Origin of the sequence: Streptomyces sp. TBY4 (assembly GCF_024213195.1) — a bacterium.
Classification (GTDB): Bacteria; Actinomycetota; Actinomycetes; order Streptomycetales; family Streptomycetaceae; genus Streptomyces.
Genome location: NZ_JANAVF010000006.1, coordinates 458,285 through 484,562 on the forward strand (window position 1 = coordinate 458,285; position 26,278 = coordinate 484,562).

The 26,278-nt window shown below is 73.8% G+C and carries 24 protein-coding genes and 1 pseudogene; 16 read left to right on the forward strand and 9 right to left on the reverse strand.

The window, feature by feature from the left end:
• Nucleotides 1–20 precede the first annotated feature (20 nt).
• Nucleotides 21–1,433, forward strand: coding sequence for a hypothetical protein (locus tag NLX94_RS17930; protein WP_374683972.1), 1,413 nt, complete (start codon nt 21–23; stop codon nt 1,431–1,433).
• A gap of 37 nt (nt 1,434–1,470) precedes the next feature.
• On the opposite strand, the gene NLX94_RS17935 is transcribed toward NLX94_RS17930, so the two are convergent.
• Together NLX94_RS17935 and NLX94_RS17940 are read right to left on the reverse strand one after the other, a co-directional pair.
• On the reverse strand, nt 1,471–1,866 hold the full coding sequence (locus NLX94_RS17935; RefSeq protein WP_254383875.1) for a VOC family protein: 396 nt from the start codon (nt 1,864–1,866) through the stop codon (nt 1,471–1,473).
• Nucleotides 1,867–1,936: 70 nt separating this feature from the next.
• On the reverse strand, nt 1,937–2,827 hold the full coding sequence (locus tag NLX94_RS17940; RefSeq protein WP_254383876.1) for a neutral zinc metallopeptidase: 891 nt from the start codon (nt 2,825–2,827) through the stop codon (nt 1,937–1,939).
• A gap of 288 nt (nt 2,828–3,115) precedes the next feature.
• Between NLX94_RS17940 and NLX94_RS17945 the strand changes: the two genes are divergently transcribed.
• From NLX94_RS17945 to NLX94_RS17980, 8 genes and pseudogenes are all read left to right on the forward strand, one after another.
• On the forward strand, nt 3,116–4,714 hold the full coding sequence (locus NLX94_RS17945; protein WP_254383877.1) for an ABC-F family ATP-binding cassette domain-containing protein: 1,599 nt from the start codon (nt 3,116–3,118) through the stop codon (nt 4,712–4,714).
• A gap of 352 nt (nt 4,715–5,066) precedes the next feature.
• Nucleotides 5,067–5,288 carry a helix-turn-helix domain-containing protein gene (locus tag NLX94_RS17950; RefSeq protein WP_204357858.1) on the forward strand — a complete coding sequence of 74 codons (222 nt, stop codon included), beginning with the start codon at nt 5,067–5,069 and terminating at the stop codon, nt 5,286–5,288.
• Between the two features lie 181 nt (nt 5,289–5,469).
• The gene (locus NLX94_RS17955; protein ID WP_254383878.1) at nt 5,470–6,249 is read left to right on the forward strand and encodes an enoyl-CoA hydratase/isomerase family protein; all 780 of its coding nucleotides are present in this window, start codon (nt 5,470–5,472) and stop codon (nt 6,247–6,249) included.
• A gap of 419 nt (nt 6,250–6,668) precedes the next feature.
• Nucleotides 6,669–7,100: an Asp23/Gls24 family envelope stress response protein gene (locus tag NLX94_RS17960; RefSeq protein WP_254383879.1), complete on the forward strand. Its 432-nt coding sequence runs from the start codon at nt 6,669–6,671 to the stop codon at nt 7,098–7,100.
• A 10-nt stretch (nt 7,101–7,110) separates the two neighbouring features.
• Nucleotides 7,111–7,299: pseudogene (locus NLX94_RS17965) on the forward strand (hypothetical protein); the annotation flags it as partial.
• A gap of 53 nt (nt 7,300–7,352) precedes the next feature.
• On the forward strand, nt 7,353–7,718 hold the full coding sequence (locus NLX94_RS17970) for an Asp23/Gls24 family envelope stress response protein (protein WP_254383882.1): 366 nt from the start codon (nt 7,353–7,355) through the stop codon (nt 7,716–7,718).
• Nucleotides 7,715–8,245, forward strand: a complete 531-nt coding sequence (locus NLX94_RS17975; RefSeq protein WP_254383883.1) for a DUF6286 domain-containing protein — start codon at nt 7,715–7,717, stop codon at nt 8,243–8,245. Before NLX94_RS17970 ends, NLX94_RS17975 begins: the two co-directional genes overlap by 4 nt.
• On the forward strand, nt 8,242–8,790 hold the full coding sequence (locus NLX94_RS17980) for an alkaline shock response membrane anchor protein AmaP (protein ID WP_254383885.1): 549 nt from the start codon (nt 8,242–8,244) through the stop codon (nt 8,788–8,790). Before NLX94_RS17975 ends, NLX94_RS17980 begins: the two co-directional genes overlap by 4 nt.
• 36 nt (nt 8,791–8,826) lie before the next feature.
• Here NLX94_RS17980 and NLX94_RS17985 read toward each other — a convergent pair whose 3' ends face one another.
• The 6 genes from NLX94_RS17985 to NLX94_RS18010 form a co-directional block, all read right to left on the reverse strand.
• A complete protein-coding gene (locus tag NLX94_RS17985) occupies nt 8,827–9,582 on the reverse strand; it encodes an SDR family oxidoreductase (RefSeq protein WP_254383887.1) in 756 nt (251 codons plus the stop codon).
• 10 nt (nt 9,583–9,592) lie between these two features.
• Complete coding sequence (locus NLX94_RS17990; RefSeq protein ID WP_254383888.1) at nt 9,593–10,390, reverse strand: SURF1 family protein; 798 nt, start codon at nt 10,388–10,390, stop codon at nt 9,593–9,595.
• Between the two features lie 107 nt (nt 10,391–10,497).
• Entirely contained in the window at nt 10,498–10,731 is a 234-nt protein-coding gene (locus NLX94_RS17995; protein ID WP_254383890.1) for a hypothetical protein, read from the reverse strand.
• Between the two features lie 126 nt (nt 10,732–10,857).
• Nucleotides 10,858–11,850 (reverse strand): DEDDh family exonuclease, encoded by a 993-nt coding sequence (locus NLX94_RS18000; RefSeq protein WP_254383892.1) that lies wholly within the window; start codon nt 11,848–11,850, stop codon nt 10,858–10,860.
• A gap of 43 nt (nt 11,851–11,893) precedes the next feature.
• Entirely contained in the window at nt 11,894–14,572 is a 2,679-nt protein-coding gene (locus NLX94_RS18005; RefSeq protein WP_254383894.1) for an MXAN_6230/SCO0854 family RING domain-containing protein, read from the reverse strand.
• Between the two features lie 153 nt (nt 14,573–14,725).
• Nucleotides 14,726–15,352 carry a TetR/AcrR family transcriptional regulator gene (locus NLX94_RS18010; RefSeq protein WP_254383895.1) on the reverse strand — a complete coding sequence of 209 codons (627 nt, stop codon included), beginning with the start codon at nt 15,350–15,352 and terminating at the stop codon, nt 14,726–14,728.
• 127 nt (nt 15,353–15,479) lie between these two features.
• Here NLX94_RS18010 and NLX94_RS18015 point away from each other — a divergent pair, with 127 nt between their 5' ends.
• Genes NLX94_RS18015 through NLX94_RS18030 form a run of 4 tightly spaced genes read left to right on the forward strand, consistent with a single transcriptional unit; the run spans nt 15,480 to nt 19,688 of the window.
• Nucleotides 15,480–16,277: an acetoacetate decarboxylase family protein gene (locus NLX94_RS18015; protein WP_254383897.1), complete on the forward strand. Its 798-nt coding sequence runs from the start codon at nt 15,480–15,482 to the stop codon at nt 16,275–16,277.
• Nucleotide 16,278: 1 nt separating this feature from the next.
• Entirely contained in the window at nt 16,279–17,163 is an 885-nt protein-coding gene (locus tag NLX94_RS18020; RefSeq protein WP_254383898.1) for an SDR family NAD(P)-dependent oxidoreductase, read from the forward strand.
• Between the two features lie 12 nt (nt 17,164–17,175).
• Nucleotides 17,176–18,462, forward strand: a complete 1,287-nt coding sequence (locus NLX94_RS18025) for an amidohydrolase family protein (protein WP_254383899.1) — start codon at nt 17,176–17,178, stop codon at nt 18,460–18,462.
• Nucleotides 18,459–19,688 (forward strand): amidohydrolase family protein, encoded by a 1,230-nt coding sequence (locus NLX94_RS18030; protein WP_254383900.1) that lies wholly within the window; start codon nt 18,459–18,461, stop codon nt 19,686–19,688. Before NLX94_RS18025 ends, NLX94_RS18030 begins: the two co-directional genes overlap by 4 nt.
• Nucleotides 19,689–19,711: 23 nt before the next feature.
• Here the strand turns inward: NLX94_RS18030 and NLX94_RS18035 are convergent, their stop codons facing one another.
• Entirely contained in the window at nt 19,712–23,356 is a 3,645-nt protein-coding gene (locus NLX94_RS18035) for an NACHT domain-containing protein (protein WP_308402450.1), read from the reverse strand.
• Between the two features lie 182 nt (nt 23,357–23,538).
• Between NLX94_RS18035 and NLX94_RS18040 the strand changes: the two genes are divergently transcribed.
• Genes NLX94_RS18040 through NLX94_RS18050 form a run of 3 tightly spaced genes read left to right on the forward strand, consistent with a single transcriptional unit; the run spans nt 23,539 to nt 26,231 of the window.
• On the forward strand, nt 23,539–24,429 hold the full coding sequence (locus tag NLX94_RS18040) for a sterol desaturase family protein (protein WP_254383902.1): 891 nt from the start codon (nt 23,539–23,541) through the stop codon (nt 24,427–24,429).
• On the forward strand, nt 24,426–25,169 hold the full coding sequence (locus tag NLX94_RS18045; protein WP_374683973.1) for a lysoplasmalogenase: 744 nt from the start codon (nt 24,426–24,428) through the stop codon (nt 25,167–25,169). The genes NLX94_RS18040 and NLX94_RS18045 overlap by 4 nt, the downstream gene beginning before the upstream one ends.
• Before the next feature lie 18 nt (nt 25,170–25,187).
• Nucleotides 25,188–26,231 carry a zinc-dependent alcohol dehydrogenase family protein gene (locus tag NLX94_RS18050; protein ID WP_254383903.1) on the forward strand — a complete coding sequence of 348 codons (1,044 nt, stop codon included), beginning with the start codon at nt 25,188–25,190 and terminating at the stop codon, nt 26,229–26,231.
• The last annotated feature ends 47 nt before the right edge of the window (nt 26,232–26,278 follow it).

Below are 26,278 nucleotides of genomic sequence, written 5' to 3' on the forward strand. Positions count from 1 at the left end.
TGACGGGCGAGACTGCTCACGTGACGTCCCGAAAGCCTGATGAGCAGTTGGCTCGCGACTCCAGACTCCGACTCGTCGCCCCGCGGTCCGTGGCCACGGCCCGCAAGGCGGTGACCGACCGGCGCACCCGGACCGCCCCGCGGCCTCCGGCGGGCACTCCCGCCACGGCCGACCTCGCGAACAGGGCCCGCGCCTCCCTCTCCGACGCCGTACGGCTCGCCCGCTGGGCCGAGCTGCACCTCGGCGCGGCGGACGGTGCCGGGCCCGCACCGGCGGGCGCCCTGCCCGCCGCCGACGCCGAACGCGCCGCCGCCCAGCTGAGCCTGACGCCGGGCCAGATCCGGGTCGGCTGGGACCGCGCCCGGCTCGCCGGCCTGATCGAGATGCACGGCGGGCACGCCCGGCCGGGCTGGCGCCTGCGCGCCTGGGACCGGGACGACACCGCCGTCCTGCGCGGCTGGGTCGCCCTCTTCGACGCCTGGTCACTGGTCCACCCGGCACCCGCCGACATCGCCCCCGCGGCCGTCGCCGAGGTGGTCGAGGCCATGCCCCAGCTGCTCTCCCTGCTCCAGCTCTCCGCCGGTCCCGTGACCGTCCCCGATCTGCTGGACCTGCTCGGACAGCGCGTCGACGAACTGCGCGACGAGCGGTGCGAGGTCCCCTACGAGTCCACGGCGCCGGCCGGCACCCCGTCCGAGGGCGCCCCGCCCGTGCCGCTCGCCCGGCTGCTGCGCTGGGCGCTCGGCGGGCTCGCCGCCGTGGACGCCGTCACCCTCGGCCCCGCCCGGGCCACCCTCACCCCGCTCGGGAGCTGGGCCGTCTGGGTCAAGCTGGAGCAGATCTGCGTCGCCGCGCAGAGCCCGGCCGGGAACATCGAGCAGTCCGCCGCGGCCATGCTGCACGGCTGCGCGCGGCTCACCCCCGGCCCGGCCCGCGCCGAGTACCAGGCCTGGCTGGCCGCCCGGCCCGTCGGCCACGCGGTCTCCGAGCTGCTGCACGCGGCCCGGGGCGAGGACGCCCTGCTGCGCGGGCTCGCCTTCGAAGCCCTGCGCGTGGTCGGAGCCCCCGCCGAGCCGGAGGTGCGGGCGGCCTCCCGCGAGGCCGCACTGCGCCCCTACGCCCTGCTGTGGCTCGCCGAGCACGACGGGATCGACCCCGACGAGGCGCAGGACGTGCTCACCGCCGAGGAGCAGACCTGGCTCTGGGTGGACACCGCGGCCGCCATCGCCGACCACGGCGAGGCCGAGCTGCTCGCCCGCCACCTCGACTCCGCGGTACGGACCACGGTCCCGAGGCTGCTGGACGAGGTCCGCGCGGTCGGGCACCCCCGCACCGTGCAGGTGCTGGTCGCGCTGGCCGCCGCCCACCCCGATCCCGCCCTCGCCAAGGCGGTGCGCCGGGCCGCCTTCCAGGTGCACACCGGCGGCGCGTAGCGCCCCGTACGAACGGCGCGTACGCGCCGCCGGTCCCTCAGACCTGCGGCGCGTACGTCCCGAAGCTCCACACGTTGCCCTCGGCGTCACGGGCCATGTAGTCCCGCGAGCCGTAGTCCTGGTCGGTCGGCTCCATCAGGATCTCCACACCGTGCTCGACGGCCCGGCGGTGGTGGGCGTCCACATCGCCGACGACCACGTAGATCCCGGCGGGGCCGGCCGTCGCCATCGACTTGTCGAAGACGCTGCCGGTGCCCTTGCTGCCGAGCATCACCATGCCGTTCCCGTAGGACAGCTCCGCGTGCACCACCGAGCCGTCCTCGCCCTCGTACGCCGCGACCTGGGTGAAGCCGAAGGCCTCGGTGAGCTGCTGGATGGCGGCCTTGGCGTCGGTGTACACCAGTGCCGGACAGATGGACGGAACGCCTGCCATGACGACCACTCCCTCTCATGCCATGGATGGACAGTGACCCACGTCACAGCATGGCAGGCGGCGGTGACAGTCAGCGGAAGGTGTTGCACTGGGCCATGTCGCCCGTGCGGTAGCCCTGGTAGAACCACTGCTGGCGCTGCTCGGCCGAACCGTGCGTCCAGGACTCGGGGGAGACCCGGCCCTGGAACTTCTCCTGGATCCGGTCGTCGCCGACCGCGGCCGCCGCGTCCAGGCCGTCCCGGATGTCCTGGTCGGTGAGGCTCGTGATCAGGGGCTTGCCGGTGGACTCGTCCGGGGTCTTCGTCGCGTTGTGGGCCCAGACCCCGGCGTAGCAGTCGGCCTGCAGCTCGACCCGTACCGCATTGCTGTTCGCGCCCTGCCGGCCGTCCTGGGCCTTCTGCAGGGTGCCGGTCAGGTTCTGGATGTGGTGGCCGTACTCGTGGGCCACCACGTACGCCTGGGCGAAGGGGCCGCCGCTCGCGCCGAACTTGGTGCGGAGCTCGTTGAAGAAGCCCAGGTCCAGATAGACCTGCCGGTCACCGGGGCAGTAGAACGGGCCGACCGCCGAGGTGGCCGCCCCGCAGGCGGTGCCCACCTTGCCGGTGAAGAACACCGTCTGAGCCGGGGTGTACTGGGCGCCGCGCTTGGCGAACTCCTGCTTCCAGAAGTCCTGGGTGCTGTTGATCACCGCCACCAGCCGGCAGTCCTCCTTGGAGTTCGCGTCCGCGCCCGTCTTGCAGCTCTGCTGCACCTGGGCGGCGGACGAGGAGGTGGCCGCGGGCTCGGGGCTTCCGTCGGACAGGCCCAGCTGCTCCGGACCCACCCCGAACAGCAGGCCCATGATCAGGGCGATGATGCCGATGATGCCGCCGCCGACCGTGGCCTTCCCGCCCGGGATGCGGCTGCCGCGTACGTCCTTGACCTCGGAAGTGTCCAGATTGGCGTTGTCGTCGAACTGCATCCCGCACCGCCCTCCATTCCTGACCGGGGGTGGGTGTCATCAGCCCCTGCGGTGAGTATCAACCCGTTCATCCTCATACGCCCCCCGGCCCGGAGGCGTGTTCCCTGGGCCGAACGGGGGACACGGGGGAAGGGCCCGGGGCGGTCCGGCAAGGGGCGGCCGGGCCCGAAAGTAGTTGCGGGCCCCCGGTAGAATGACTCCCATGGCAAATCTCCTCGCGGATTAGCGGCGTAGAAGCATCGCGTCCTGCCCCCCTTCCGCCGTCCCGACCCGCCCTGGAGTATTTCCGTGATCACCGCCACCGGCATCGAGCTGCGCGCCGGCGCCCGCATCCTCATCGAGAACGCTTCCTTCCGCGTCGCCAAGGGCGACCGCATCGGTCTCGTCGGCCGCAACGGAGCCGGCAAGACCACCCTCACCAAGTGCCTCGCGGGCGAGGGCCAGCCCGCCGCCGGCACCATCGCCCGCTCGGGCGAGGTCGGCTACCTCCCGCAGGACCCGCGCACCGGCGACCTCGACGTGCTGGCCAGCGACCGGATCCTGTCCGCGCGCGGACTCGACGTCCTGCTCAAGAAGATGCGGGCGAACGAGGAGCGCATCTCCTCCGGCTCCGGCGCCACCCGCGAGAAGGCCCTGCGCCAGTACGAGCGCCAGGAGACGGAGTTCCTCACCAAGGGCGGTTACGCCGCCGAGTCCGAGGCCGCGACCATCTCCGCGGCCCTCGGCCTGCCGGACCGCGTCCTCGGCCAGCCGCTGCACACCCTCTCCGGTGGTCAGCGCCGCCGCGTCGAGCTCGCCCGGATCCTCTTCTCGGACGCCGACACCCTCCTCCTCGACGAGCCGACCAACCACCTCGACGCCGACTCGATCGTGTGGCTGCGCGACTACCTGAAGACCTACCGCGGCGGCTTCATCGTCATCTCCCACGACGTGGACCTGGTCGAGACGGTCGTCAACAAGGTCTTCTACCTGGACGCCAACCGCTCCCAGATCGACGTCTACAACATGGGCTGGAAGCTCTACCAGCAGCAGCGCGAGGCCGACGAGAAGCGCCGCAAGCGCGAGCGCCAGAACGCCGAGAAGAAGGCCGCGGCGCTGAACTCGCAGGCCGACAAGATGCGCGCCAAGGCCACCAAGACGGTCGCCGCCCAGAACATGGCCAAGCGCGCCGACCGCCTGCTCGCGGGCCTGGAGGCCGTCCGCGCCTCCGACAAGGTCGCCAAGCTGCGCTTCCCGGACCCGGCGCCCTGCGGAAAGACCCCGCTGACCGCCGAGGGCCTGTCGAAGTCCTACGGCTCGCTGGAGATCTTCACCGACGTCGACCTGGCCATCGACAAGGGCTCCCGCGTGGTCATCCTCGGCCTCAACGGCGCCGGCAAGACCACCCTCCTGCGCCTGCTGTCCGGCACCGAGAAGCCCGACACCGGCACCGTCGTCCCCGGCCACGGCCTCAAGCTCGGCTACTACGCCCAGGAGCACGAGACCCTGGACCCGGAGCGCTCCGTCCTGGAGAACATGCGCTCCTCGGCGCCGGACCTGGACCTGGTCTCCGTACGCAAGACGCTGGGCTCCTTCCTCTTCTCCGGCGACGACGTGGACAAGCCCGCGGGCGTCCTGTCCGGTGGCGAGAAGACCCGGCTGGCCCTCGCGACGCTGGTCGTTTCCTCGGCCAACGTCCTGCTCCTCGACGAGCCCACCAACAACCTCGACCCGGCCAGCCGCGAAGAGATCCTGGGCGCCCTGCGCACCTACAAGGGCGCCGTCATCCTCGTCACGCACGACGAGGGCGCGGTCGAGGCGCTGGAGCCGGAGCGGATCATCCTGCTCCCGGACGGTGTCGAGGACCTGTGGGGCCCGGACTACCGGGACCTCGTGGCGCTCGCCTGAGTCGCTTCCGCTTCCGTGATCCTTTGGTTCTGGATCATTCGGCTCAGACGTGATCCATCATCTGAGTGAGACCGTCTCATACCGATCCGTGCTCGACGAAGGCCCCGGCGGCATCTCCCAGGAGATGCCGCCGGGGCCTTCCGTTTCTCCGCTCCCGCCCCTGACCTGGCCATTCACACCGGGGGAGCGGAAATGTGACGGAGGTCATGCGGCGGAAGAGGAGATTCCGTTCTGCTCGGGTGTCCACGGCTGAAGAAATGCCGCCGTACCGACCTTGCTGAATGGGTGGCCAGGAAGGCGGGGAGGGGTGATCATGAGAAGTCCAGAGCGCACTTCCCATGAGGAGGCACGGGTGGCCGAAACTCTGAAGAAGGGCAGCCGGGTGACCGGCGCCGCGCGCGACAAGCTCGCGGCAGACCTGAAGAAGCAGTACGACTCCGGTGCGAGTATCCGGGCGCTGGCCGAATCGACCGGCCGGTCCTACGGATTCGTCCATCGGATGCTCAGCGAGTCCGGAGTCACGCTGCGTGGTCGCGGTGGCGCGACGCGCGGCAAGAAGGCGGCTACGGCCTGACCATTTGGTTCCCCTTGGTTCCAACGGTTTTCCGTATTCAGCTTCACGGTTCCAGATCCAGTTCCAGTTCCACCGTCCTTCGGTGACCCCCGGTCGGCTCCATGGCCGGCTGGGTGGTTACTGTGCAGTCACTTAGGCCGAGATCGCGGCCGAACGACGGCACACCACCGGAGGCACACAGATGGCTCTGCTCGACAAGGACGGCGTACGGCTCACCGTCGACGACACGCTCGCCACGGTGACACTGACCAACCCGGCCAAACGAAACGCTCAATCCCCCGCGCTCTGGCGGGCGTTGACGGAGGCTGGTAGGTCGTTGCCGGGCACCGTCCGGGTCGTCGTGCTGCGCGGCGAAGGGCAGTCCTTCTCCGCAGGGCTCGACCGGCAGGCGTTCACCCCCGAAGGCTTCGAGAGCGAGCCGTCCTTCCTCGACCTGGCGCGCGGTTCGGAGGAGCTGCTCGACTCCACCATCGCCGAGTACCAGGAGGCGTTCACCTGGTGGCGGCGCAACGACATCATCTCCGTCGCCGCCGTTCAGGGGCACGCGATCGGTGCCGGATTCCAGCTTGCCCTCGCGTGCGATCTGCGCGTCGTCGCGGACGACGTGCAGTTCGCCATGCGCGAGACCGGGCTGGGGCTGGTGCCCGACCTCGGCGGCACCCAGCCGCTGACCTCGGCGGTCGGCTATGCCCGCGCGCTCGAAATCTGCGCGACCGGCCGCTTCGTCCACGCCGAGGAGGCGGAACGCATCGGCCTCGCCAACCTGGTCGTCCCCGCGGGCGAGCTCGACGCGGCCGTCCAGGACCTCGCCACCGCCCTGCTGGCCCCGCCGCGCGACGCGGTGACCGAAACGAAGGCGCTGCTCCGCGGCGCGGGTGCCCGGGCGTACGACGACCAGCGGGCGGCGGAGCGTGCCGCGCAAGCCCGCCGCCTCCGCGACCTGGCCGGCCTCTCCGACTAGCCGCGGCGCCGCGGCACGGGGGCCAGCCCCCGGACCCCCGCGCCTCAAACGCCGGCGGGGCTGGATTTTGGCGGGCGTCGGCCCGCACGTGAACGCCGGAGGGGCTGGAAAATCCAGCCCCTCCGGCGTTTGAGGAGCGGGGTCCGGGGCGGAGCCCCGAACGGGTCCGGGCGGAGCCCGGCACCCTTCCCAGCCCGTCCGGCGCTTGAGGACCGGGTCCGGGCGGAGCCCGGGGAACGGTGGAAGGGCGGGTAGGGGACTTCGCCCCGCAGGGCCGCCCTTCCGCGGCGGCGGACCGCCGGGCCGGGTCGGTCCGGGCCCCGCGCCGGGCGCGAAACCCGGCGCAGCCCGCGCGGCGCCCACGCGGGCCGCGGCTTAACGTGGTCGGGAGCCCGCCCGCACGTGCGAAGGGATACGAGATGTCGGAATCCGCCCCAGGGGGCCCCGCCAAGCCCCCCGCCGACCGCGGCCGCACGAGCATCGCCGACGGCGTGGTCGAGAAGATCGCCGGCCTGGCCGCCCGCGAGGTGGCCGGCGTCCACGCCATGGGCACCGGCACCGGCCTCTCCCGCACCTTCGGCGCCGTCCGCGACCGCGTCCCCGGCGGGTCCAAATCCACCGTCGGCCGCGGCGTGAAGGCGGAGGTCGGCGAGGTGCAGACGGCCCTCGACCTGGAGATCGTGGTGGATTACGGCGTGTCGATCCGGGACGTGGCCCGGGCCGTCCGTGAGAACGTCGTCTCGGCGGTGGAGCGCATGACCGGCCTCGAGGTCGTCGAGGTCAACATCGCGGTCAGCGACGTCAAACTGCCGGACGAGGACGACGAGGAGCCGGAGTCCCGACTGCAGTAGAGGAGCCCGCATGAGCTTGGCGGTCGTCGGTCTGCTGGCCGGCATGGCACTGGGGTTCGCCGGGTACTTCGGCGGCTTCGGGGCCTTCCTGCTGGTGGCCGCGCTCGGCGCCATCGGCTTCGTCGTGGGCCGGATCCTCGACGGGGACCTGGAGCCCGGGGACTTCTTCCGCCCCCGGGGCGACGGGGACCGGCTCCGCACGAGGGGCAGCGACCGGGACCGGGACCGGGACCGCGACCGGGACCGCGACCGATGAGCACCCCCCGGCCCACCCCGCCCCGGGTCCCCGCCGCCGAGCGCGGGGCCACCCGGATCGCCGACCGGGTCGTCGCGAAGATCGCGGCCCGGGCCGCCCGGGAGGCGCTGTCCAGGCCCGCTCCCGAAGGCGCGGCCCCGCCGTACGCCACCGTCACCGTGCACCACGACATCGCCCGCGTACGGGTGGTCCTGGAGCTCCCCTACCCCTCCGACCTCGCCGCCCAGTGCGCGGCCGTACGCCGCCAGGTGGCCCTGCGCGTGGAGGAGTACGCGGAGATGGCCGTACCCGAGGTGGACGTGGACGTCGAGCACCTGCGCCCCGCGCGGCCCGCCGCCGGGCGGGACCGGCGGGTCCGGTGAGCGCCCGCTTCCGGTCGCCCCGGCGGCTCCCGGCCGCCGTGGGGGCGTTCGCCGTCCTCGGGGTGGCGGGGCTGTTCCTGTACGACCTGGCGGCGGTACGGGCCCACCGCCCGGGCATGCGCTGGCGGGCGGAGCTCTCCCGCGCGCTGGAGCGGCACACCCCGGCCGATCCGGGCGTGCTGATCGGCGGCGGGGTCCTGGCCGCGGCCGGGGCCGTGCTGCTGCTGTACGCCCTGACCCCGGGCCTGCGCGGCGTCCTCCCGATGGCCTGCGGGAATCCGGAGGTCCGGGGCGGACTGGAACGCAGGGCCGCCGCGCAGGTGCTGCGGGACCGGGCCATGGAGGTGTCCGGGGTGCGGTCGGTGCGGGTCAGGGTGGGCCGGGCCCGCGTCGGGGTCCGGGCCGTGTCCCACTTCCGCGAACTGGACGACGTACGGGCCGATCTGGACGCGGTGCTGGCCGTCGGCCTGGACGAACTGGGCCTGGCCCGCGAGCCGCGGCCGAGGGTACGGGTGATCCGCCGGTGACGCTGGGGACGGTGAACCGGGTCCTGCTCGCGCTCCTCGGACTGCTCCTGCTGGCGGCGGGGGCCTCGCTGCTGACGGCGTCCGGACCCTTCGAGGGCCGCCACGACCCCCTGCTGGCGCCGCACGGACGGGGCTGGCCGGGGCCCTGGTGGGCGGCGCTCGGCGTACTCGGGGTCTGCGTCCTGCTCGCGTTGTGGTGGCTGCTCGCCCAGCTGCGGCGGGCCCGGCCCGCGGCGGTGCTCGTGGACACCGGCGACGGCGCGTTCGCCGTACTGCGCGGGCGGGCGCTGGAGGAGGCCGTCGCGGCCGATGTCCGGGAGGCCGTGGAGGGCGTGGCCCGGTGCCGGGTCACCCTGCGCGGGCGGCGCGGGGCCCCGGCCCTGCGGGTCGCCCTGGAACTGGAGCCGTACGCGGTGCCGGCCGACGTACTGGCGGCGCTGGCCGGCCCGGTGCTGGAGCGGGCCCGGACCTCGGCGGCGCTTCCGGCCCTCCCGGCGGAGGCCCGCCTGCACGTCACCCCCCGCCGGGCGCGGCGGGTGACGTGAGGGGGCGGGGCCGACGAGGACGGCGCGCCCCGGGGCTCAGAACCCGTGCCGGGAGCCGCCGTCCACCGGGAGCATGACGCCGGTCAGGTAGGAGGCCGCCGGGGACAGCAGGAACGCCGCCGAGCGGCCGAACTCCTCCGGGGTGCCGTACCGGCGCAGCGGAATCCCGGCCTCGTTGCGGGCGCGGGCGGAATCGGCGTCCCCGGACAGGGCGTCGAGCTCGCGGACCCGGTCGGTGTCGATGCGGGCGGGCAGCAGGCCGACCACCCGGATGCCGCGCGGGCCCAGTTCCACGGAGAGGGACTTCGCGAAGCCGGCCAGGCCCGGGCGCAGGCCGTTGGAGATGGTGAGGCCGGGGATCGGCTCGTGCACGGAGCCCGACAGGACGAAGCCGATGACCCCGCCGTCGGAGAGCTCGACGGCTGCCGCCCGCGCGAGGCGGACCGCGCCGAGGAAGACCGACTCGAAGGCCGCGGCCCACTGCTCGTCGGTGTTGTCCGCGGCCGAACCGGGCGCCGGGCCGCCGACGCTGATGAGGATGCCGTCGAGGCGGCCGAAGTGCTCCCGGGCCGCGGCGACGAGCCGGGAGGCGGCTGCGGGGTCGGAGTTGTCGGCGGCGACACCCACCGCGTTCGGGCCCAGCGCCTTGGCCGCGGCCTCGGCGCGGGCCGCGTCCCGGCCGGTCAGCACCACCTTGGCGCCGTCGGCGGTCAGTTCGCGGGCGGAAGCGTAGCCGAGGCCCCGGGTGGCGCCGGTGACGACGTAGACACGGTCCTTCAGTCCAAGATCCATGCCCGACACGCTACGCGGTCGCGACCGGCTCCCGCTCGGAAGAGGCGGTCCCGGCGGCGGCCGCCGCCTCGCGGTCGCGCTTCTCGCGCCGTACGAGCACGATCCAGCCCACCGGCACCGCGGAGGCGAACAGCCACCACTGCACGGCGTACGCCATGTGCGCCCCGATGGAGTCGTGGTCGGGGTCGGCGACCGGCTCGGGCTCGCCGCCGGCCGGGGCCGGGGCGGTGAGCTCCAGGTAGCCGCCGAGGACGGGCTTGCCCAGGTACTGGGCCTGCTGGGTGCTGTTGATCAGCATCACCTGGCGGTCGGGGAGGCCCTTGCGGTCCTTGATGCCGCTGCCGCCGCTGGTCTCGTCGGCCTTCAGCCGCCCGGTGACCGTGACCTCGCCGGCGGGCGCGGCCGGCACCGGCGGGTAGGCGCGCGGGTCGTCGCCGCCCTGCACCCAGCCCCGGTTGACCAAGACCACCCGGCCGTCGGCCAGGACCAGCGGGGTGAGGACGTGAAAGCCGACCTTGTCGTCGTTGTCGGTGCGCATGCGCACCACGACCTCGTGCGCGGAGTCGTACGTACCGGTGGCGGTCACGGCACGCCAGTAGTCGGCGCGCGGGACCACGTGGCCGGGGGAGGTGACCTCGGTCATGGGGACCGGCTTCGCCCGCAGGTTCGCGTCGATCAGCTCGTTCTGTGCAACCCGGTGCTCGTGGCGGTGGTACTGCCAGAACCCCAGCTTGATCATCGCGGGGATCAGGGCGAGGCCGATGAGGGTGAGGCACACCCACTGCCGGGTCAGTACAAAGCGGTACACGCCCACGACGTTACCCCCAGCGGCGAGGACCCCGGCGGCCGGGTGGCCGTCCGGGGTCGTGGGAGGGAGGAAGAGGTGGTCGGAAGGGGGGGAGAGCGGGACGGACGTCACACGCGGTCGGTGATGCCCACCTTCCCCTCCGCACGGGCGCAGTGCCCGCCGCAGAACCACTGTCCGTCGGCCTCGACGCCCTGCCCGATGATCTGGACCCGGCAGTGCTCGCAGATCGGCGCCATGCGGTGAATGGCGCAGGAGAAGCAGTCGAAGACGTGCACAGCACCCTGTGCGTGGACTTCGAAGGACATGCCGTAATCGTTCCCGCAGACTTCGCAACGTGCCATGCGCGGCATGCTGCGCAGGGCGGACCGCCGGAACAAGATCCACCGGGGTGAGTCGCGGAGCGTGCACCCGGCCGGCCCAATGGCCGGCCCCAGGACATCCGCCGGACGTCCCCGGAGATCCCCCGGTCAGTCCCCCGCCGGAGCCACGTCGCGCAGCAGCTGGGTGAAGGCCGCCTCGTCGACGACGGGGGTCCCGAAGGACTTCGCCTTCACCGTCTTGGAGGTCGAGGAGTCCGGGTCGTTCGTCACGAGCAGGCTCGTGAGCCGGGACAGGCTCGTCGCGACGTGCAGGCCCGCCTCCACCGCGCGGTCCTCCAGCAGCTCCCGGTCCACCGAGGTGTCCCCGGAGAACGCGATCCGCATGCCCTGCTTGAGCGGGGTGCCGTCCGCCCACCGCCCCGGGTTCGGGTACGGGCACGGCGGGCGCTTGCGCGAGGGACGCCAGCCGGCCGCCCCCGAGCCGCCGGACCCGTAGGAGGCCTGGTACCCGACGCGCGGGGCGGCGGGGGTGTCCGACCACTCCGTCAGCGGCCGGCATTCCAGCAGGGGCAGCCGTACGTTGTCCCGCGCGGCCGCGTGCAGGGACGGGCGGAACGCCTCCGCGAGGACCCGGGCGTCGTCGAGCGCGTGGTGGGCGCGCTGCTGGACCACGCCGAAGTGCGCGGCGAGCGACTCCAGCTTGTGGTTGGGCAGCGGGAGGTTCAGTTCCTTCGACAGGGCGATGGTGCACAGCCGCTGCCGCACCGGGGCGGTGACCTCGGCCCGCGCGTACTCGCGGGCGATCATCTGCCAGTCGAAGATCGCGTTGTGCGCGACCAGCACGCGGTCGGCGAGCCGGTCCGCGAACTCCCCGGCGATGTCCTTGAAGAGCGGTGCGTCCTGGAGCATGTCGCTGGTCAGACCGTGGATCCAGACGGGCCCGGGGTCCCGGAGCGGGTTGACCAGCGTGTACCAGTGGTCCTCGACGTTGCCCTGAGCGTCGAGCCGGTAGACGGCGGCGGAGATTATCCGGTCGTCGCGAGCGAGCCCGGTGGTCTCCACGTCGACGACCGCGTACCCCTGTGGGTACGCGGTCGGCCACATCGTCTCTGCGGTCGTACGGTCGGCGAGCATGGTCACAGAGGATATCGGCCCGCGCCGACACCCGAAGCCCTACGGCCTTTCAGCCCGGCCCCGCCCGGCCCCCGCTCAGCTCCGCCACGAGCTCCCCGGCCGTCACCGGGGCGAAGGGCCCGGGCACTTCGGCGGGTCTGGAGCAGAGCCGCAAGGCCGTGCCCGAACCGCCCTGGGGGACCGCGCCCGCGCAGGCCAGAGCGAGGAACGCGCGCTTCCCGGCGGCCAGTTCGGCGCCCTCCGCGTCGGCGTCCGCGAGGGGGCGGCGCTCCCGGGGCGGCTCCAGGGCGCGGATCCGGGCGGCGAAGGTGGCCGGTCCCTCGTCGTCCGCGGCCCGGTAGAGCCACACCTCGGCAGCCTCCGAACCCTCGGCGGCCCGCCGCAGGACCGCCACCTCCCGGGTGCGGGCCGCCGCCCGCCACACCGCGAGGTCCCACAGGGTGGCGCGGGTGCCGGAGGTGAAGTGGGCCCACGCGTCCGAGGCCGCGGCCGCGATCCGGTCGGCGCGCGGGGTGGTGCTCTCGAAGTCCCCGGACGGCGACAGGCGCAGGTCCGTCCACAGCGCCCGCCGTCGGGCCAGGTCCACGACCATCGGGATCCGGGCCCGCGTCGCGGGGCCGCTCAGGTCGAAGCGCAGGCCGGCCGTGCGCGGATCGTCCGGGGAAGGGGAGGAGGCGTCGGGGCCCTGCGCGAGGGCCGGCCGGGCGGTGAACCCGGTGAAGGCCCGGGCCAGCTCCTCGAAGGGCACCCCGCTGTAGCCGGACACCAGGGGCACCGCGTACGCGTCCCCGCGCGCGGCGAGCCCCGCCAGGTCCAGGTCCACGTACTCGGTCTCGCCCTCCCGCGCCGGTACCGGTGCAGGAGTCCAGCCGTGGCCGCCCGCGTGCACGGCGCCGGCTCCGGACCTCCCGTGCAGCGGGCGGTCGCGGTCGCACAGGCCGGTGAACTTCCAGTCGGCGTCGAAGAAGGCCACCGCCAGATCCAGGTGCGCCACCTGGTCCCGGGCCTCGGTCCAGTGCAGGAACAGCCGCAGCGCCCCGCCCGTCGGGAGCGCCAGGAGGCTGCCCCGGGGCACCTCGGCCGGCGACCCGGTGCGGGCCCGCTCCCCGGTGGGCACGGGCAGGTCCGCGAGCCCGGAGTCCAGGACGGCCAGCTCGTACGGGTCCCCCTCGGTGCGGGCGAACCGGCGCAGCACCTCCGCCTCCAGCAGGGCCGCGGCCGCCGTGACGAGCGGGCCCGGAAGCGGTGGGCGGTCCTCCGCCACGGTCCGGAGGTGGCCGGCCGGTCCCTTCGGGAAGAACACCCGCCGCACGCCGGTGCGGTCCCGGGTGCGCCCGTTCAGGGCCCCGAGCGCGGCGAGCAGCGGGCCCGCGCCGACGGAGGGGAGCCCGCGGGCCAGCTCCCGGGCCAGTTCGGGGGCCAGGTGGTCGCCGGTGTGCAGGCGCAGCAGGTGGTCGAGCCGCAGGACGAGTTCCTCCGGGCGCTCCCCGGCCACCGCGGCGGCGACCCCGGGGTCGCCGCCGGCCAGGGCCCGCTCCAGCCGCGCGGTCCGGCTCGCGGGCCGGAGCCGGTTCCCCTCGACGCGCACGGCGTCCGGATGCGCGGCGGCGCTCTCCCGCAGGGCCGTGCCCAGGGCGCCGGTCGGGGCGGTGCCCCGCAGCACGGCGAAGGCCAGGGCGGCCCGCGGGTGGCGGGTGTACCGCTCGAAGGGGTGCAGGGTCTCGGCGGCCCGCTTCCAAGCGGTCGGGTACCGCAGCAGCTCCTCGACGAGCCCGGGAACGGGCAGCGCGTCGAGTACGCCGAGCAGCGCGCGGCGCAGCGGCCGGGAGGGGGAGCGGAACCCGGACGGAGGCGGCGCGAGCAGCTCCGGATCCCCTCCGGACAGCGCGGCGAGCAGCCGCAGCACGTCGGTGGCGCAGGTCAACCGCCCGGCGAGCAGCGGCAGTACGGCGTCCCGCGGAGCGGGTCCGGTCAGCAGGCGGGCCAGGACCAGCGCGAGGGTCTGCGGTACGGGGATCCGCGCGGGCAGCCAGTCGGGCCGGGCGGGGGCCAGCCGGAGCAGCAGGGCCAGGTCGGTGCGGTCCTCGGGGGACAGCGGCACGGGCCGGGCGAGCAGCGGGGTCAGCACCCGGGCGGCGTCGGCCGCGGGGTCGGTGCCGAGCCGCAGCAGCCGGAGCGGGCCGGGCGGGATGCCGGTCCCCTCACCACCAGGGACCTCCGCGGAATCGGGGAGGAAGGGCCGGTCCGGGTCGACGGGGCGCCGGCAGACGGGGCAGCCGCTGTGGTCGGCTCCCTCCCAGCAGGAGCCGCAGACGAGATGGGCGCACGGGGCGAGGGGACGCACCGGACGGGTCGCGGCGCAGAGGGCGCAGGGCCGGGAGGGGTCCAGGCGCAGCAGGGAGCGGACCCGGCCGGTGTACCAGCCCTCGGTGTCGTGCGGGATGGAGAAGGGGAAGCGGCGGAAGGCGGGCCGCGGCCCCCGGCCGGTGTCCACGAGCCCGTCGGCCAGCGCCAGCAGGCGCGAGCGCTCCTCGGCGAGGTCGGTCGGCGCGAGGACGGCCAGGGCGGCGTACAGCTCCCGGCTCATGGTGTGGCCGCGTTCCAGGAGTTCGCCCTCCAGCGGGCGGACCCCCTCGGTGCCGGGCGAAGCCGCGGCCGACGGCCGGTCCACGTAGACGGTGTGGAGCCGGCGCAGCATGAGCTCTTCGGTGGATCGGGTGACGGGCACGGTCGGCACGGTTGTCAGTTTCCCTCCGCGAACGGAAAACGGGGGCGGAGAGAGGGCGCGCGGACTTTCCGTGAAAGGGAGAGGATGCACGCCGGGGAGCCGCCCCCGTGGAGCAGATCCCATCACGGCGGGCCGCGCGGCGGCAAGCCCGTTCTAGCGGGCCGGCGGCGCCAGCAGGGCTCGTACCAGGGCTCGCAGGGTCAGCTGGAAGAGCCGTTCGGGATCCACCGGCCGGGCCAGAGCGCGGGCCAGCGGCGGGTCGTGCGGGGCGTCGGCCGGGTCCCAGAGCTCGCTCTCGGCGGGGGACTGGGCGGGGGAGCGTTCGCGATTGCGCTCGACCAGGACGAAGCCGATGATCTGGAACTGGATCGCACGCACCGCGTCCGCGGCCCGGGTCCCGCGCAGGCCCGCCGCGTGCACCTCGTGTACCAGGGCCTGCTGGGCGGGCAGGAACATGCGGTCGGTGAGGCCCCGCTCGTGGACCATCGCGATCAGGTGCGGGCGCTCGCGCAGCTCGCGGCGCAGGATCCGGGCGACCGAGACGATCCGGTCGCCGGGGGTGCGGCCGGCCGGCCGGATGGCGCCCACCTCCTCCACGGTCCGCTCCACGAGGGCGTCGAGCAGGGATTCACGGTTGCCGACGTGCCAGTAGATGGAGGTCACCGCGGTGCCCAGCTCGGCGGCGAGCTTGCGCATGGTGAGGGCGGCCGGGCCGTGCTGTTTGACGAGGGAGGCGGCGGCGTCCAGCACCTCGTCGCGCGTCAGCGTGGTTCTGGCCATCGTGATCGTCCCCACTTATCTGTCGATCCGTCAGATCAGGTGCGTGCAAGGGTCTTTACCCTTCATCGGTCCCGGTGTAACTGTGTTACAGAACCGACTGCGTCCCAGACGAAGGATGGTGCGAGAGATGGCACGCGTACGGTACGGAGCGCGCACCGAGGCCGAGATCGCCGCTTCGCGCGAGAAGAGTTCCAAACTCCCCGACATCTGGTCCACCGGTGTGGTGGCCGTCTGGGAGACCGACCCGGACGTGGTGGCGGCGGTCCTCCCGCCGCCGCTGAAGCCCACGGAGCGGCCCCTGGTGCGGGCCAACATCAGCAAGGTGGACCTGCCCGGCTACCCGCTGGGCGCCGGCTCGGTGGCGGTCGCCGCCCAGCACGACGGGGTCGAGGGCTGGTACCCGCTGGTCATGCCGATGAGCATGGAGCGCGCCCTGATCGGCGGCCGCGAGGTCTTCGGCGAGCCGAAGAAGCTCGGCGAGATCACCGTCGAGCGCGAGGGCCTGGTCGTCCGGGCCTCGCTCGCCCGGCACGGGATCGCCTTCGTCGAGGTGCGCGGGGCGGTCGACCGCGAGCTGCCGCTGCCCGAGCCCACCGTGAAGACCGACTTCTACTTCAAGTTCCTCCCCGCGGTGGACGGTTCGGGCTTCGACGCCGATCCGGTGCTGGTGCACTGCACCCGCAACGAGAAGGTCCGCAAGCTGGAGCACATCACCGGGGACGTGGTGCTGCGGGAGTCGATGTTCGATCCCGTAGCCGATCTCCCCGTACGCCGGCTCGTCGAGCTCACCATCGGCGAGAAGACCACCGACCAGCGGGGCAAGGTCGTCGAGCGGGTCAGCGCGCAGGCCCTGCTCCCGTACATCCACCAGCGCTACGACGACCCGATGCAGATCCTCGACGGACCGCCCGAGGGGAGTGTGTGACATGCAGCTCGAACCAGGACAGGTGGCCGTCGTCACCGGAGCCGCCAGCGGCATCGGCCTCGCCATGGCCCGCCGCTTCGCCGCCGAGGGGCTGAAGGTGGTCCTCGCCGACGTGGAGGAGGGCGCCCTGCGCAAGGCGGCGGACGAACTCGCCGCCGACGGGGCCGAGGTGCTCGCCAAACTCGTCGACGTCAGCGACCGCGACTCCGTGATCTCCCTCGCGGACGCCGCGTACGAGACCTTCGGCGCCGTGCACGTCCTCTGCAACAACGCGGGCGTCGGCTCCGGGGCCGAGGGCCGCATGTGGGAGCACGAGCCCAACGACTGGAAATGGGCCTTCTCCGTCAACGTCTGGGGCGTCTTCCACGGCATCCAGGCCTTCGTCCCCCGCATGATCGCGGCCGGCGCCCCCGGCCACATCGTCAACACCTCCTCCGGCGACGGCGGGATCGCCCCGCTGCCCACCGCCTCCGTCTACGCGGTCACCAAGGCGGCCGTGGTCACCTTGACCGAGTCGCTCTACGCCCACCTCAAGGCGGAGGGCGCGGCCATCGGCGCCTCCGTGCTCTTCCCCGGACCGCACATGCTGCGCACCGGCCTGTGGGAGTCGCACCGCAACCGGCCCGACCGGTACGCCAAGGAGCGCCCGCGCAAGTCCCCGTACCGCAGCCTCGACCAGTACGAGGCCGCCATGAAGCAGGCCGGCCACGAGGTGAACTTCACCCCGGTCGAGGACGTCGCCGACCACGTCGTGGACGGCATTCGCGCCGACCGCTTCTGGATGCTGCCCGACAGCGAGCACAGCGACCGGCAGATCCGCGCCCGGTCGCAGTCCATGCTCGACCGCGCCAACCCCGCCTACCTGGAAAGTTTCATCCTCGACTGAGGAGCCTCAATCGTGAGTGCGTACGAAGACCCGTACCTGATCATTTCCTCCGACTGCCACGCGGGGCTGCCCACCGAGCAGTACCGCCCCTACCTGGACAGCGCCTTCCACCCGCAGTTCGACGAGTTCCTCGGCGAGCGCGACGCCCGCCGCGCCGAGGCCACCAAGCTGGGCGTGCGCAACGAGGCCTTCGCCGAGAAGTGGTTCCACGACCACGAGGAGGGCCTCAAGGGCGGCTGGGACGTCACGCAGCGGCTCAAGGAGCTCGACGGCGACGGCGTGGCCGCCGAAGTCGTCTTCCCCGACGCCGACGCCGTGGACAGCCAGACCGCCGCCCCCTTCGGGGTGGGCCTCGGCCTCTCCGGCGACCAGGACCCCGAGCTCGGCATGGCGGGTGCCCAGGCGCACAACCGCTGGCTCGCCGAGTTCGTCTCCGAGAACCCCGAGCGGCACTGCGGGGTGGCCCTGCTGCCCATCACCGGCGATCCCGACAAGGTCGTCGCCGAGATATACCGGGCCAAGGCGTCCGGGCTCGGCGCCCTGATGATCCCGGCCATGTGGGTGGACAAGGCCCCCTACCACGACCGCCGTTACGACCCGGTGTGGGCCGCGGCGGCCGAGACCCAGATGCCGATCGTCACCCACTCGGGATCCTCGCCGCGCCACGAGTACGGGGACCACCTGGGCATCTTCGTCTCCGAGGTCACCTGGTGGCCGGCCCGCCCGCTGTGGTTCCTGCTCTGGTCCGGGGTCTTCGAGCGGCACCCGGGGCTGAAGTTCGGCGTCGCCGAGTCGGGCTGCTGGTGGCTGCCGAACCAGCTCTGGTTCATGGACCGGCTCTACCTCGGCGCGCACGGCGGCAAGAAGCTCTCGCCGTTCGAGGAGCTGAAGCGGCCGCCGAGCGAGTACCTGGACCGGCAGGTGTTCGTCTGCGCCACCAACACCAAGCGGCGCGAGCTGGCCCAGCGCTACGAGATCGGAGTGGACAACATCCTGTGGGGCTCGGACTTCCCGCACCCCGAGGGCACCTGGCCGAACACCCGGAACTGGCTGAAGAACACCTTCCACGACATCCCCGTCGAGGAGACCCGCCGGATGCTGGGCCTGGCCGCGGCCGAGGTCTTCGGCTTCGACACCGAGAAGCTGGCGCCCATCGCCCGCCGCATCGGCCCCACCCCCGCCGAGCTCGGGCAGAGCGAGGACCAGGCGGCCGTCGCGGCCTCCTGGGCGCGCTCGCGCGAGGTAGGCCGGCACTGGCTCACCGACAACGACTTCCCGGTCCTGGGGGTGAACCCGTGAGTGCGAGTTCCGAGGACCGCTACACGGTCATCTCCGCCGACTGCCACGCCGGCGCCGACCTGCTGGACTACAAGCCGTACCTGGAGAAGCGGTACCACGAGGAGTTCGACGCCTGGGCCGCCACCTACGTCAACCCGTACGAGGACCTCCTCGCGGACACGGCCGACAAGAACTGGAACTCCCAGCGCCGCCTGGCCGAGCTCGAAGCCGACGGGATCGTCGCGGAGGTGCTCTTCCCGAACACCATCCCGCCGTTCTTCCCCAAGGCCTCCCTGATGGCCCAGCCGCCGACCGCGGCCGAGTACGAGATGCGCTGGGCCGGGCTCCAGGCCCACAACCGGTGGCTGGCGGACTTCTGCGCGGACGCGCCGGGCCGCCGGGCGGGCGTGGTCCAGATCCTGCTGAACGACGTGGACGCGGCGGTCAAGGAGATCCGCCGCACCCGCGAGGCGGGCCTGACCGGCGGCATCCTGCTGCCCGGGGTCCCGCCCGGCTCCACCGTTCCCGAGCTGTACTCGCAGGTCTACGACCCGATCTGGGCCGTCTGCGACGAGCTGGACGTCCCGGTCAACCACCACGGAGGCTCCGCCTCGCCGCCGCTCGGCGACGAACCGGCGGCGCGGGCCGTCTTCATGGTGGAGACCACCTGGTTCTCCCACCGGGCCCTGTGGCACCTCATCTTCGGCGGGGCCTTCCGCCGCAACCCCGGGCTGAAGCTGGTCCTCACGGAGCAGGGCTCCGGCTGGCTCCCCGGCGTGATCGAGATGCTGGACTACTACCACGGCCGCCTGGTCGCGGCCTCGGCCACCGCCGAGGCCAAGTTCGGGGCCGGCCTCGCGGAGTCCATGGGCAAGGGCCCCAGCGAGGTCTGGCGGGACAACTGCTTCGTGGGAGCGAGCTTCATGCGCCCCCACGAGGTCCCGCTGCGGGACCGGATCGGCCTCGACAAGATCATGTGGGGCAGCGACTACCCCCACGACGAGGGCACCACGCCCTACTCCCGCGAGGGCCTGCGCATCGCCTACGCGGGCCTGCCCCGCGAGGAGGTCGCCGCCATGGTCGGGGGCAACGCCGCCCGGGTCTACGGCTTCGACCTCGCCCTCCTCGACGCGGTCGCCGCCAAGCACGGCCCCCTCGTCTCGGAGATCGCGCAGCCGCTGACCGAGGTCCCGGCGGGCGCCACCAGTCCGGCCTTCGCCCGAGGGGGCTCGGTCCGGGTCTGGTGACGGGCGCTCCCGCCCGGAGCGGCTCAGTCCCTGCGGACGAGCCGCTCCGGCGGGATCAGCTCCGCCCCGGTGACGTGCGTGCCCCGGCGCAGCTCGACGACCAGCTCCTCCAGCGGGGCGAGCGGGGACAGGTCCACGGTCCCCAGGCATTCGCTCAGCACCAGCCGGCGCAGCGCCGGAAGCTCGCGCAGCGCCTCCAGGCCGCCCTCCAGCGCGCACCGGATCAGCACGAGCCGCGCGAGGCGCTCGTACGGCAGGAGCGCCCCGGGCGATACGGGCGCGGCGTGCCGGATCTGCAGCGCGGTCAGCCCCCTGAGCGGCAGCGAGCGCACCAGCTGCCGGTACTGGCCGCTCCCGGCGACCGTCAGCTTCTCCACCCGCGGCCACCGCTCGATCCCGTCGAGCGTCATCCGGCGGGCGCCCTGCCACAGGTGCAGCGCGGTCAGCGTGTCCGCGGCGGGCACGTCCCCGATCCGCCGCTGCTGCGGTTCGAAACCGATGACGAGCGAGCGCAGGCCGGCCGCCCCCGCCAGCGGGGCGAGCGAGAGGTCGTCGCGCAGGTAGCCGAAGGCGAGGCTGTCGGCGCGCAGTTCGGACACCACCTCGATCCCGGTGACCTTCGGGCAGTCCAGGACGCCCAGATGCCGCAGGGCCGTCCGCCCGGCCAGCGGGGACAGGTCGGCGAGCCGCGCGTTGCGGTGCAGGATCAGCGACTCCAGGTCCCGCCGTCCGGAGATCTCCCGCGGCACCGGGCCGTCCCAGGTGACGTGCAGCCGCTGGATGTGCGGCAGCCGGTCCAGGGCCCGCAGCTGTCCGGCGGTGCGCACGTGCAGGTGGGCCGTGCGCATGGGGGAGTCCGCGAGCACCGTGTCCGCGTAGGTGTCCACGGGGAACCGCCCCCAGGCATCGGACAGTTCGCGGCCCACCTCGTAGCGGTCGTCGGTCCGGAACCCGGCGATCACCTGGAGGGCCCGGTCGCCGCCGACCAGCGCCGCGGTACGGATCGTCGCGGCGGCCTCGTCCTCGGTGAGCCCGGCCGGCTCCGGCAGCAGCTCCAGGACCAGCTCGCCCGCCTTGGCCAGCTCCCCGGCCTGGCTCGGGGAACGCGGCGGCAGCAGCCGGGCCGTGCGGGCCTCCACCTCGCGCCAGACCTCCGGGTCCAGCTCCGGTGCGTGCTCCAGGCAGGCGGCCGCGAGCAGCACCAGCCGGCTCCGGTCCGCCTCGACCCGGTCGGCGCGGTGCAGCAACTGCCGCAGCAACGAGGCGCGTTCGTCGGGGCGGGCGTGCCCCACCGCCATCCGGACCACGTTGTCCCAGGTGTCCTCGTGGGCGCTGCGGACGAGCGCCCCGAAGTCCCGTGCCTCCACCGCCGCCTTGGCTCCGAGGTAGTCCTGGAAGGTGCGGTGGACGAACAGCACCGAGCCCGGTACCGGCTCCCGGAGCAGCCCGCTGCGGATCAGCAGGTGCCGGAACACCGTCTCCGCGCTGCCCTGTGCCTTGACCTGCGGCATGGCGTCGAGGGATTCGGCGATCATCGCGATCGCCTCCTCGGCGGAGGCCTCCACCTGCCCGTTGCGGATCAGCCAGTAGGCGAGCCGCTGGAGCAGCAGGGTCTGCTCGTCCCGGCTGAGGTAGACGCCCTCGACCCCGGAGATGTCCCGTTCGCTGTCGCGGCGGATCAGGAGCATGTCCAGCGCCGCGTCGTAGAGCTCCTTGCGGGCCCGGGGCAGGTGCATCCGGCGGTCCCGGTTCAGGGCGCACAGCAGGGCGCACATCAGCGGGTTCGTCGCGAGCCGGCCCAGGTCCCGGCGGGTGCCGACGGCCTGCAGCAGCGCCTTCTCGTACCGGTCGAGGAGCTCCCGCTCCCGCTGCGGTCCGGCGCCCTCGCCGTCCGCCTCCGCGCGGGCGGAGTCGTGCCAGTGCGTGATGAAGGCGCCGACGTCGTCGCGTTCCATCGGCAGCAGGGCGAGCGAGGAGAAGCCCTGGGCGGTGAGCCAGTCCTCCGGTACGGCCGAGGGGCGGGTGGTGACCACGAAGCGGGCCGCCGGGTACGCGGTGAGCAGCTCCCGCAGCCAGGACTCGGTCCGGCTGCGCAGCCGCGGCGGCACCTCGTCGACCCCGTCGACCAGGACCAGCGCCCGCCCGGCGGAGAGGATCCGGGTGACCCAGCCCTCCGGGGCGGTCAGCGGGACGCCCGTCGCGGTCAGCCAGTCCTCGGGGCGGGGGAGTCCGGCGGGGGAGTTGAAGGAGCGCAGCGGCAGGACGAAGGGGACCAGGTCGTTCCACTCGCGCAGCTGGGGTCCGAAGCTGCTCCGGGCGGCGTTCAGGGCCAGCCACTGCACGAGGGTGCTCTTGCCCGCCCCGGCCGGGCCGCGCAGCAGGACCCGCTCCGCGGCGCTCAAGGCCGCCTCGGCCTTGACCGGGGTCTGCAGCCCGGGTTCCTCGAGGAGCTGGGCGCCGCTGACGGCGAGGCTGATGTAGGCCAGGTCCAGTGGCCAGTCCTGGCGCCCCTGACTGAAGGTCAGCCCGAACAACTGCACCCGCGCCTGGGCCCGGGCCACGTGGCCCCCGTACTCCTCCTCGAACCACGCCTCTTGCCCGGCCACAGGGCCAATCCCGCCGCCCGCGCTGCCGCCGCCCGTGTTCCCGCCGGCTGGGTTGCCGCCGCCTGTGCTGTCGCCGGCTGGGTTGCCGGCGCCCGTGCTGCTGCCGGCTGTGCTGTCGCCGCCTGTGCTGTCGCCGGCTGGTTTGCCGCCGCCTGTGCTGTCGCCGGCCGTGCTGTCGCCGCCCGTGTTCCCGCCGGCTGGGTTCCCGCCGCCTGTGCTGTCGCCGGCTGGTTTGCCGCCGCCTGTGCTGCTGCCGGCTGTGCTGTCGCCGCCCGTGTTCCCGCCGGCTGGGTTCCCGCCGCCTGTGCTGTCGCCGGCTGGACTGCCGGCGCCCGTGCTGCCGCCGGCCGTGCTGTCGCCGCCCGTGTTCCCGCTGGCCGTGCTGTCGCCGCCCGTGTTCCCGCTGGCCTTGCTGTCGCCGGCCGGGTTCCCGCCGACTGGGTCCCCGGCGGTCGGGTTCCCGCCCGTCGGGCTCCCGGCGGCCGTGCTCCCGCCGTGCGCGCCGTGGCTCCCGTCCGTGCCGCCGCCCCCACCGGTCGGGTTCCCGCGCGCCGGGCTCCCGCTCCCGCCCGCCGGGTCCTGCGGGCCGCCCCTGGCCACCGCGCGGCACAGGGCGAACAGCTCCCGGTAGGCGGCCGCCGCCGCACGGCTCAGGGAGGCGTCCGCCGGGGGCCCGTCCGCGGAATCCGTGCCGGGATCCGCGGCGAAGAGGGCCCGGGCCTCCCTCGGGCCGAGCCCGGCGAACGCCTCCCCGACGGCCGTCACCGCGGCCAGCCGATCGGCCTCCGTGAGCCCCCCGGAGCCCCCGGTGCCCCCGGGCCTTTCGGAGCTGCCGAGCCCGCCGGGCCCTCCGGAGCCGCCGGGCCCTTCGGAGCCGCCGGGCCCGCCGAGCCCGCCGAGCCCGCCGAGCCCGCCCGGCCCGTCGGAGCCGCCCGACCCGCCGGAAGCGGCCAGCGCCACCGCCAGCTCGCGCGCGAGGCGTCGTACCGCCGGGTCGCCCGGTTTCGCCGGCCTCAGGCGGCGTGCCGGACCCGGCCGGGACCTCGCCAGGGCCAGCGCCACCGCCTCGGCCGTCCTTAACGCCGCTGCCCCGAAACCCGCCCCTGAGTCCGTCATCCCCACGCCCTCCCCCTGGCCCGGACACCCTCACCCGGAAGCATCTCGTGAACCGCCGGTAACACCGATGGATACCGATCGGTAACAACCTCTAGCCGAGCCCCCGAACCCGCCTCTATGGTGCGGACATGCCGAACCTGCCCGATGTCGTGCTGTGGTCCATACCCGCATTCGTCCTGCTCACCGTCATCGAGATGGTGAGCTACCGCATCCACCCCGACGAGGACGCCGCCGGGTACGAGACCAAGGACGCCGTCACCAGCCTCGGCATGGGGATCGGCAGCCTCGGCTTCGACTTCCTCTGGAAGATCCCGATCCTCGCGATCTACACCGCGGTCTACGAGCTCACCCCGCTGCGCGTGCCCGTCCTGTGGTGGACCATCCCGCTGATGCTGCTCGCCCAGGACTTCCTCTACTACTGGCAGCACCGCGGCCACCACGTCATCCGCATCCTGTGGGCCTGCCACGTCGTCCACCACAGCAGCCGCAAGTTCAACCTCACCACCGCCCTGCGCCAGCCCTGGACCAGCGCCACCTCCTGGCCGTTCTACCTCCCGATGATCGCGCTGGGCGTACATCCGGCCGCCATCGCGTTCTGCTACTCGGTCAACCTCGTCTACCAGTTCTGGATCCACACCGAGCGCATCGACAAGCTGCCCCGGCCGATCGAGTACGTCTTCAACTCCCCCTCCCACCACCGCGTCCACCACGCCTCCCAGGGCGGCTACCTGGACCGCAACTTCGGCGGCATCCTGATCGTCTGGGACCGGATGTTCGGTTCCTGGGTCGGGGAGACCGACAAGCCCGTCTTCGGCCTCACCAAGAACATCGAGACCTACAACCCGCTGCGCGTCGCCACCCACGAGTACGCCTCCATCGCCCGGGACGTCCGCGGGGCCGCCACCTGGCGCGAGCGCGCCGGACGCGTGTTCCGCGGCCCCGGCTGGCAGCCCGCGCAGGCCGCCCCCGCCGAGGCGTCCGCCCCCGCCCCCGCCCCCGCCCCGGAGCACGCCGCGTGAGCGCCGCCGGCGCCACCGAGCGCGCGCAGTCCCGTACGCCCGCCTGGGCCCGCGCCGCCGTCCCCGCGGGCTCCGGCCCCGCCGGCCGGGCGCTGCTCGCCGCCTTCGCGGCCGCCACCGCCCTGGACCTCGGCTCCCTGCTGGCGGACTGGCACACCGGGCACCTCCTCGCCAAGCCGCTGCTGATGCCGCTGCTCGTCGCCTACGTCATCACCCGCCGCGCCCCCCGCCTGCTGATCGCGGCCCTGCTGTTCGGCTGGGGCGGGGACCTGGCCCTGCTCTTCGACGCCGAGCCCGCCTTCCTGATCGGCATGGGCTCCTTCGCCGTCGGGCACGTCTGCTATCTCATGCTTTTCAAAGGACACAGCCTGTTCGGCCGCCGCCGGACCGGCCCCCTGCTCGGGGCCGCGTACGCCGCCGCGCTCCTGTCCACCGTCACCCTGCTCTGGAGCGACCTGCCCGCGGAGCTGCGGATCCCGGTCGCCGGGTACAGCCTGCTGCTCACCGCCATGGCCTACCGCTCCAGCGCCCTGGGGCGGCGGGCCGGCCTCGGCGGGGCGCTGTTCCTGCTCTCCGACACCCTCATCGCCACCGGGGTCGCCGAGTGGCCCCAGCTGCCCCGCCCCGACTTCTGGGTCATGGCCACCTACGTCGCGGCCCAGTACCTGCTGGCCACGGGAGCACTCGCGCCGCAGCGGGCGTACGGTAGGGAGGCCCTACCGGGCACCACCGTTCCCTAGCCGGAGGACTGCACCACCATGCGCGCCACCGTCATCCACGCCCCGCACGACATCCGCGTGGAGGAGGTGCCCGACGCTGCGATCCAGCGCCCCGAGGACGCCGTCGTCCGCGTCCTGCGCGCCTGCATCTGCGGCAGCGACCTGTGGGCCTACCGCGGCGAGGCCAAGCGCGAGCCGGGCCAGCGGATCGGCCACGAGTTCCTCGGCGTCGTCGAGGAGACCGGCTCCGCCGTCTCGGGCCTGCGCGCCGGAGACCTCGTCGTCGCCCCCTTCATGTGGTCCGACGGCACCTGCGCCTACTGCACCGAGGGCCTCTACACCTCCTGCGAGCACGGCGGCTTCTGGGGCTCGGTCGGCCACGACGGCGGCCAGGGCGAGGCAGTCCGCGTCCCGCACGCCGACGGCACGCTCGTGAAGCTGCCCGCCGACGCCGTCTCCGACGACCACCTGCTGACCGCGCTGCTCGCGCTGTCCGACGTCATGGGCACCGGCCACCACGCCGCGCTGGGCGCCGGGGTCCGCAAGGGCTCCACGGTCGCCGTCGTCGGCGACGGCGCGGTCGGCCTGTGCGGGGTCCTCGCGGCCAAGCGCCTCGGCGCCGACCGGATCATCGCCCTGGGCCGGCACGCCGTCCGTACGGACATCGCCAAGCTCTTCGGGGCCACCGACGTGGTCGCCGAGCGCGGCGAGGCCGCCGAGGCGGCCGTGCGCGAGCTGACCGGCGGCCAGGGCGCCCACTCGGTCATCGAGGCGGTCGGCACCGAGCAGTCCATGCGCACCGCCGTGAACATCGCCCGCGACGGCGGGGCCATCGGCTACGTCGGCGTCCCGCACGGCAGCGGCACCGGCCTCGACCTCGGCGTCATGTTCGACCGCAACCTCACCCTGCGCGGCGGGGTCGCGCCGGTCCGCGCGTACATCCCCGAGCTGCTCGCGGACGTGCTCAGCGGTGCGATCGACCCCTCGCCCGTCTTCGACCGGGCCGTCACCCTCGACGAGGTCCCGGACGGCTACCGGGCGATGGACGACCGCAGCGCGCTGAAGGTGCTCATCCAGCCGTAGTGCGCCGGAACGACGCAGGAGGGGCCGGCCCGGGGCATCACCCCGGG

Bases quoted from the DNA above. Each gene is read 5' to 3' on its own strand.
- NLX94_RS17935 (WP_254383875.1), bottom strand. From the start codon at position 1,866: ATGGCAGGCGTTCCGTCCATCTGTCCGGCACTGGTGTACACCGACGCC.
- NLX94_RS17940 (WP_254383876.1), bottom strand. From the start codon at position 2,827: ATGCAGTTCGACGACAACGCCAATCTGGACACTTCCGAGGTCAAGGAC.
- NLX94_RS17955 (WP_254383878.1), top strand. From the start codon at position 5,470: ATGGCTCTGCTCGACAAGGACGGCGTACGGCTCACCGTCGACGACACG.
- NLX94_RS17960 (WP_254383879.1), top strand. From the start codon at position 6,669: ATGTCGGAATCCGCCCCAGGGGGCCCCGCCAAGCCCCCCGCCGACCGC.
- NLX94_RS17970 (WP_254383882.1), top strand. From the start codon at position 7,353: ATGAGCACCCCCCGGCCCACCCCGCCCCGGGTCCCCGCCGCCGAGCGC.
- NLX94_RS17985 (WP_254383887.1), bottom strand. From the start codon at position 9,582: ATGGATCTTGGACTGAAGGACCGTGTCTACGTCGTCACCGGCGCCACC.
- NLX94_RS17995 (WP_254383890.1), bottom strand. From the start codon at position 10,731: ATGGCACGTTGCGAAGTCTGCGGGAACGATTACGGCATGTCCTTCGAA.
- NLX94_RS18010 (WP_254383895.1), bottom strand. From the start codon at position 15,352: ATGGCCAGAACCACGCTGACGCGCGACGAGGTGCTGGACGCCGCCGCC.
- NLX94_RS18015 (WP_254383897.1), top strand. From the start codon at position 15,480: ATGGCACGCGTACGGTACGGAGCGCGCACCGAGGCCGAGATCGCCGCT.
- NLX94_RS18020 (WP_254383898.1), top strand. From the start codon at position 16,279: ATGCAGCTCGAACCAGGACAGGTGGCCGTCGTCACCGGAGCCGCCAGC.
- NLX94_RS18040 (WP_254383902.1), top strand. From the start codon at position 23,539: ATGCCGAACCTGCCCGATGTCGTGCTGTGGTCCATACCCGCATTCGTC.
- NLX94_RS18050 (WP_254383903.1), top strand. From the start codon at position 25,188: ATGCGCGCCACCGTCATCCACGCCCCGCACGACATCCGCGTGGAGGAG.